Annotated in this window: 9 protein-coding genes and 1 pseudogene; 8 read left to right on the forward strand and 2 right to left on the reverse strand. The window is 61.9% G+C overall.

Annotated elements, in window-relative coordinates:
* From EOA60_RS13190 to EOA60_RS37560, 8 genes and pseudogenes are all read left to right on the forward strand, one after another.
* Nucleotides 1-396, forward strand: a pseudogene (locus EOA60_RS13190) (nucleotidyltransferase family protein); the annotation flags it as partial.
* A gap of 2 nt (nucleotides 397-398) precedes the next feature.
* Entirely contained in the window at nucleotides 399-1,160 is a 762-nt protein-coding gene (locus EOA60_RS13195; protein WP_095827600.1) for a TIGR04290 family methyltransferase, read from the forward strand.
* Nucleotides 1,153-2,085: a beta-xylosidase gene (locus tag EOA60_RS13200; protein ID WP_127245890.1), complete on the forward strand. Its 933-nt coding sequence runs from the start codon at nucleotides 1,153-1,155 to the stop codon at nucleotides 2,083-2,085. Before EOA60_RS13195 ends, EOA60_RS13200 begins: the two co-directional genes overlap by 8 nt.
* Before the next feature lie 22 nt (nucleotides 2,086-2,107).
* Nucleotides 2,108-3,172 (forward strand): glycosyltransferase, encoded by a 1,065-nt coding sequence (locus EOA60_RS13205; RefSeq protein ID WP_127213761.1) that lies wholly within the window; start codon nucleotides 2,108-2,110, stop codon nucleotides 3,170-3,172.
* Entirely contained in the window at nucleotides 3,169-4,161 is a 993-nt protein-coding gene (locus tag EOA60_RS13210) for a GNAT family N-acetyltransferase (RefSeq protein ID WP_095827602.1), read from the forward strand. The genes EOA60_RS13205 and EOA60_RS13210 overlap by 4 nt, the downstream gene beginning before the upstream one ends.
* Before the next feature lie 50 nt (nucleotides 4,162-4,211).
* The gene (locus tag EOA60_RS13215; protein WP_245307396.1) at nucleotides 4,212-5,066 is read left to right on the forward strand and encodes a methyltransferase domain-containing protein; all 855 of its coding nucleotides are present in this window, start codon (nucleotides 4,212-4,214) and stop codon (nucleotides 5,064-5,066) included.
* Nucleotides 5,067-5,130: 64 nt separating this feature from the next.
* Nucleotides 5,131-5,349, forward strand: coding sequence for a hypothetical protein (locus EOA60_RS13220; RefSeq protein ID WP_066992288.1), 219 nt, complete (start codon nucleotides 5,131-5,133; stop codon nucleotides 5,347-5,349).
* Between the two features lie 183 nt (nucleotides 5,350-5,532).
* Nucleotides 5,533-5,709: a hypothetical protein gene (locus EOA60_RS37560; RefSeq protein WP_082953720.1), complete on the forward strand. Its 177-nt coding sequence runs from the start codon at nucleotides 5,533-5,535 to the stop codon at nucleotides 5,707-5,709.
* A gap of 9 nt (nucleotides 5,710-5,718) precedes the next feature.
* Here EOA60_RS37560 and EOA60_RS13225 read toward each other — a convergent pair whose 3' ends face one another.
* Together EOA60_RS13225 and EOA60_RS37565 are read right to left on the reverse strand one after the other, a co-directional pair.
* Entirely contained in the window at nucleotides 5,719-6,282 is a 564-nt protein-coding gene (locus tag EOA60_RS13225; RefSeq protein WP_067320579.1) for a sigma-70 family RNA polymerase sigma factor, read from the reverse strand.
* A gap of 395 nt (nucleotides 6,283-6,677) precedes the next feature.
* Nucleotides 6,678-6,955 (reverse strand): response regulator (locus EOA60_RS37565; RefSeq protein WP_164899289.1); only part of this gene is annotated, 278 nt, incomplete at its 5' end.

Genomic DNA, 6,955 nt, shown 5'->3' on the forward strand with positions numbered 1-6,955 from the left:
CCTGTAGACCGTCCCGAGCTTTTCGACGCCGTGGTTGTCGATCAGGACGGCCGCGTCGAGCAGATCCAGGTCAAGCAGCAGGACGCAGCCACGGACTGGGTCTGGGGCGCGTTCAAGATGCCGGGCTTCACCTTTCAGCGGCTCGCGGCGCTTTGGCGCGAGCGGGACGGCTGCGACGAGTATTTCGGAACGCTGGTCAATGCTTACCTTGCCGTCGGCGGTGAAGCCTGGGGCGTCAAGGCAGGCTCGGCCTATGTCGATGTCGGCACCTTCAACGGCTACCGCACGGCGCTCCGGCTGCTTGAAAACAACGACGCCTCGGAAGACGAAGACACAGCGATATTCGTGCCGCCGAGCCGCTCGCAGGTGCCATCCTTGCCAGGCGAAGGAGGCTGACCGTGCTGCATTCCGACGCGGAAATTCGCCGCCGCATCGATGCGCTTGGACCGTGGTTCCACAACATGGAACTGGCGGGCGTGGAGACCGCTCCCGACCATTTCCTCGGCAACTATCCTCTGGTGAAATGGCAGAAATTCGCGGATGCGATCCCGGCCGATCTCTCGGGCAAGTCGGTGCTCGATATCGGCTGCAACGCCGGGTTCTATTCCATTGAAATGAAGAAGCGAGGCGCCGATCGCGTGCTCGGCATTGATTTCGACGTGGACTATCTGACGCAAGCGCGTTTCGCCGCCGAAATCGCCGAGTGCGACATCGAATTCCGGCAATTGTCGGTCTACGACGTCGGCGCGCTCGGCGAGACCTTCGACATCGTGCTCTTCATGGGCGTGCTTTACCATCTACGCCACCCGTTGCTGGCGCTCGACCTGATCCGCGAGCATGTTGCGCGCGACTTGATGGTCTTCCAGTCGATGCAACGCGGGAGCAGCGAAATCCTCGCGCTCGAACAGAACTATGATTTTTGGACGCTCGACCTGTTCGATCGAACCGAATTCCCGAAGCTGCACTTCATCGAGCACCGCTACGCCGACGATCCGACCAACTGGTGGATCCCGAACCGCGGCTGCATCGAGGCGATGCTGCGCAGCGCCGGCTTCCAGATCCTGCTTCACCCGGAAGACGAGGTCTACTTCTGCCGCGCGTCCGATGAGCCGGCGGGTGAAGGTGCGGTCTACCCGTCGAAAGGACGAAATGATGATTGAAGCCGCCATGATCTGGAATGAGCCCAACAACAAGTCGCATTGGGACCCAGAGCTCGATCCGGACTGGAGCCGCTTCGCCGGCATGAGTATCCTGGCGGCGGACGCGATCGGGCTTGAAAACCCGGCGATCACCAGAGTGCTTGGCGGCATTTCGCCGATCGATGCCGGCTTCATGTCGCTGATCAAGGGATATGGTGTCCTCGACCATGTCGATGCCGTCGCCGTGCACGGCTTCCCGCTGGACTGGAACCTTTGGCAGATCCACGAATGGCCGCAAAAGCTCGGCGAGATCGCCGAAGTCACCGATCTGCCGATTTGGATCAGCGAAGTCGGCGTGTCGAGCTTCGGCGCCGAGGAGGTCCAGGTCTGGGGCCTGCGGCGGACGGCGGAGCTTCTGCTTGGCAACGCGCCCCGCGTCCAATGGTATAGCCTTTATGATTTGCCTCATGCTTGGGGAGCGACCACACGGCATCGCGAGGTGGAAGGCTCTTCCTATTACCGTCATTTCTACATGGGTCTTCTGCGCGAGGATGGCTCGCCCAAGCCCGCGCTCGAAGAGTTCGTGCGGCACACTCCGGAAATGGGCCTCGTCCAGTGGTTCCATTTCGAGGACCACCGGCTGGACGACGCCGTCGCCTGGATGAAGCGGCTGGGCGTCACCAGTCTGCGCACCGGCCTCTCTTGGGCCGACAGTTTCAGACCGAATGCCCTCGATTGGTTCGATCGCCAGATGGAAGCCCTGGCAGACTTCAACGTCACCATCACTTTCTGCTTCACGCCCGAGCACCGAGGCCTGCAGCCCCATCACACCAGCCCGCCACAGGCGCCCGAAGAGTTCGCCGAATTCTGCGCGAAGATGGTGCGCCGCTACGCACCTGGCGTGCGCGACGCCGCGATTCCCATGCGGCGGGTCTCGGCCGCATGAGGTCACTTCGGCTCGATCAGCCATGACGCTTACAGTGCTCAACGTCGCCTATCCGCTTGCGCCTGTCGGCCTCGATGCGGTCGGCGGCGCCGAGCAGGTGCTGTCGATGCTGGATCACGCACTGGTCAGGCAAGGCCATCAATCCATCGTCGTCGCCTGCCGGGGCTCCAGCGCGGCCGGGACCTTGGTCGAGACGCCTGCCGAAACAGGCGCGCTCGACGAGACGGCAAAGAGCCGCGCCCAGGACGCGCACCGCGCGGCGATCGCAGCCGCGCGTGCGCGTTGGCCGATCGATGTCGTCCATCTGCATGGCATCGATTTCGATGCCTATCTTCCCGATGACGGCCCCACGCTCGTGACACTGCACCTGCCGCTTGCCTGGTATCCGGCCGGAGTGCTGAGCCCGGCCCGTGAAGACCTGTGGCTGCACGCGGTCTCGGAGGCGCAGCAAGCAACCGCGCCGGCCGGATCGAGACTGATCGCGCCCATCCCAAACGGGGTTGACGTCAATGCGCTTGCCGCCCCCCGGTCGCATCGCAATTTCGCGCTCGTGTTAAGCCGAATATGCCCGGAAAAAGGCATCCACCTGGCGATCGACGCCGCGAAGCGCGCTGGAGTGCCGCTTGCAATAGGAGGGCAGATATATCCCTACCGGACACATGTTCAGTATTTCGCCGACGAGGTGGAGCCTCGCCTCGACAGGCGGCGGCGTTTCCTGGGACCGCTCGGGTTTTTCGCCAAGCGGCGGCTTCTCAACGCCGCCCGCTGCCTGGTCATTCCGAGCCTCGCCGCGGAGACGAGCTCGCTCGTTGCCATGGAAGCCCTCGCCTGCGGCACGCCGGTTGTGGCCTTCCCGAATGGCGCCCTGCCCAATGTCGTTGAGCACGGCAAGACCGGGTTCCTGGTCAATGATATCGACGAGATGGCGATAGCCATCGACGCTTCGGCCGACCTCGACAACGAAATATGCCGGGCCGAGGCGCGAGATCGGTTTTCGCTCGATCGCATGGTTTCGGCCTATATGGATGCCTATCGGGCATTGGCAAAGCTCGGCGATTCCCGAGCACGGTTGGGAGCCGCCGGGTGAGCGGCCTGCGTGCCGATGTCATCCGCGACCAAGAAGCGCTCGACGGTCTAGAGCAGCATTGGTGGCCGCTCTGGTCGCAATGCAGCTCTGCTACGCCTTTCCAGTCACCCGCCTGGCTCCTGCCATGGTGGCGGACATTCGCGCCGGGCGATCTCTCGGCGATCGCCGTGTGGAACGGAAACGATCTCGTCGGCCTGGCACCACTCTACCTCGAACGGCACGCTTCCGGTTTGCGCCTGCTTCCGATCGGAATATCGCTGAGCGACTATCTCGATATTCTTTGCGCACCCAAGTTCGAAGAAGCCGTCGGTACCTTGATTGCCGAGACTGTGCTTTCGCTCGAATGGTCGCAATGGATCCTGCCGGACCTTTCGAGTGAAGCCGCATCCCTGGAGCTTTTGCTGCCCGATATCGAAGAGAGCCGATCTACCGGCCATGCCGCCTGCCCCGTGCTTGCCTTGGCTGGCGACGAGACGCTTGCAGGGTGCGTTCCCGCGCGGCGAAGACGCCAGCTGCGTCGCGCGCTGCGAGCCGCGCAACGGAGAGGCCGGGTGACGATCAACCGGGCGGAGGCCGCGCCGGAGATATTTCTTGGTCAGCTGATCCGCCTGCACGACGCCCGCTGGGCCGGACAGGGCGGCGGCGTGCTGACGCAAAGCGCGATCGAGTTTCATCGCAATGCCTTGCCCCGTCTCGCCGCGAGCCATTTGGCGCGGTGCTGGCTGATGGAAATCGACGGCGCCGTCGTCGGCGCCTATTACGGTTTTCATCACCACGACCGCGCCTATGCCTATCTCGGCGGCTTCGACCCCGCTTACGCATCGGAGAGCCCCGGCGCCATTCTGATCGGCAAGGCTATCGCCGAAGCCGTTCAGGACGGCGCGCGAGAGTTCGATTTTCTACGCGGCCGGGAGAGCTACAAATACAGCTGGGGAGCAAAGGACCGATGGACCATACAACGGGTCTGGACCCGGAGCGCCTCGCCATGACCACAGCAGAGCGAGTGAGGTCGACCGCGAGGCATATCCTCGAGGATTGCATGGCGACCGACCTGTCCGCCGAAGTCGCGGTCGCCAGATTGGCAGTCGAGACGGATATGCGCGCGCCAGAATTGGCGGACGTCGCATTGGACATGCGTACAAGCGCTGTCGAGCAAAGGGGCTGGCTCGAGGACATCGCTGTGCTTCTTTCAGGCAAGGCAGATGCCTTCGATAGTCTGAGGTCAACGGCAGCTTCGGTTTGTCATGACCGTCTGCGCGGCGAAACCGGTGAGATGACGATCCGCCGGCTGGCCGAGGGCTTTGACGAGGCGGTCGCCATCTCTCCGGCGGCCAGCGTCCAACTTTCGTCGCTTGGCGACGAGGAAAAGCTTACGGCTGCAACGGCCGAAATCGTCTCCTGGCTGGAGCGACAGGATTTTACCGGCGCGGACAAGACAATACTCGATATCGGCTCCGGCATCGGCCGCTTCGAATGCGCGCTCCACGCCAGAGCGAAGCATATCGTCGGCATCGATATCTCCCCCAGGATGGTTGCCGTCGCGCGCCGACGCTGCGCCGGTCTTGGCAATGTTGAATTCCGCCGGACCTCCGGCCTCGACCTTGGCGAATTCGTCAATGCGGGTTTTGATGGCGTGCTGGCGGTCGACAGCTTCCCTTACCTGGTACTTGCCGGCGTCGCCGAGCGGCACTTTATCGAAGTGGCGCGCGTGTTGCGGCCAGGAGGGATGGCGGCAATCCTCAATTATTCATATCGGATGTCGCCCGCCGCCGATTCCTCCGACATCGGCCATCTCGCCCGAATATGCGCCATGGACGTCCTCATCGATGGCGAGATGCCTTTCCGTCGATGGGACGGCACCGCCTTTCTTATTCGTCGTACCGGCGGAACATAACCGACGGACCGAAGTTCGGGCCCCAAACCACTTGCGCAGAAGCTGGAAGACCCAGGAGAAGAAGATGGCGTCCGGCGGTAAGAAACACATGGGACGCGGCAGTCAGGGCAAAGGTGCCGGGACCGGAGCGAAGACGACGGTTCCGAAAGACATGATTGGCGAAAATGACGTCCTGTCGAACCGGGATAAGAAGCAGCATACAAAAGAACGCGGCCTCGACAGCAATCGGATCAAGTCCGATCAGTATCAAGACCACGCGGCAAACCGGATTCCGGAAGACTGATCTTGCGGGGACTATCGCAAGACTTTGCCGGCTCGGAACGGATCAGTTCAGGCAAAGGGTTTTCGCTCCGCCACGATCTGCTGCGGGGCTGAAGCTGATCGGCGGCTGGAAGCGCCTTGCAAACTCCGGCCGTGTATGGTCTCAAGTGAATCTAGAAGGGGCCACATTTGCTAAGAGAATGCCATGTCTCGTCCGAGCCAGCGCGATCCCGTCAGCCAGGCAAGCCTGGGCATAGACCAAGAGATCGCGTCGTTGTTGACCGCCATTGAGCAGGAAAAAGTTCCTGATCGCCTGGCTAAGCTCGCGATCGAGTTGCAGAATGCGCTGATCGAGAAGCGCCGGTGCAAAAAGGAGAACTGACGACAAGCCTCATCGATGCCTGTCAGCGCTTCTGTCCCAGTGATCTTCCGCGAGATGGTCGTGTCTTTCGACCAGCGCTTGCGATGAGCTTTCATCAAGGAATTCCAGGACGCTTGCACGCGCGCGGTTGAGACGGCTTTTAACGGTCCCGACCGCGCAATCGCATATCTCCGCGGTTTCTTCGTAGCTGACGCCCAGCACACCGATCAGCGTCAGTACCTCGCGCTGATGTATCGGAAGCTTCTGGATGGCGCGGTAGACCTCCTTGGTCCGAACGGACCAGTCCTGCGAGGCTTCCGAAATCGGCCGGCTGGAGGCGCAGTCAAGCAAACCGGGCGCTTCCCTAGCTGCCGCCTTGACCCGCGTGTAATGCGTATTGCGCATGATGGTGAAAAGCCAGGACTTCAATCGCGTCCCCGGCTCGAACTTGTCCAAATTCGCAAGCCCCTTGGTCAGGGTCTCCTGCACCAAATCGTCGGCATCATCGGGCAAGCGGCAAAAAGTGCGCGCAAAAGCACGCAAGGCAGGAATGAGGTCAACGACAGCGACCTCGCCCGGTACGCAGTCAGGCACGGCATGGCCTTTGGGTAACACGGTTCTCACCCCAGCAGAGAGAGTTGATGGGCATTGATTAGGGAGAATGCGTGACGATGATGATCGTTCCTGTTGTAAGCGAACTTGCTTGAACGCCTTCGCCAACCCCCGGCGTCGCCGTTCGAGTTAGAGGAACGAACTCGCCAATCCCCCCGAGGCCGCAAAGATCACCACGGTCGTGGTGCCCCCCAGGATGTTGGTGCTTCGGCTATTGACCTGGTCGCTCGCGATCCTGCGACCGTTCGTCAGCCAACGGATCAACAGCAGCGGAGAGTGGAAAAGTCCTCCACGATGCCAGACGGGACCAATGCCTGCATTGGATGTTGCGAACGCTTGCAAGAAGCCGATTGCCAAAGGCGAGGCGCCCCGAAGCCTCAGTGCTTATGCGCGCCAAATCGGGCGACCGCCTCGATCAGCACTTTGGAGTCTACTGGCTTCGACAGTCTCGGCGAATCCCGGAACTGATCGGGAAAGACCGTTGCGCTGTCATAGCCGGTGAGGAAGAGGAAAGGAACGTGGCGCGCTGCGAGGTGCTCGGCAAGCGGGAAACTGCGTTCGCCATGCAGGTTCACGTCGAGCACCGCCCCATCGAGTTCGACGCCATCGATCTGCTCGAGCGCCTGTTGAACCGAGGGCGCGGGCCCCACCACAT

This window comes from Mesorhizobium sp. M1A.F.Ca.IN.020.06.1.1 (assembly GCF_004023265.1).
In the GTDB taxonomy this organism is placed as follows: domain Bacteria; phylum Pseudomonadota; class Alphaproteobacteria; order Rhizobiales; family Rhizobiaceae; genus Mesorhizobium.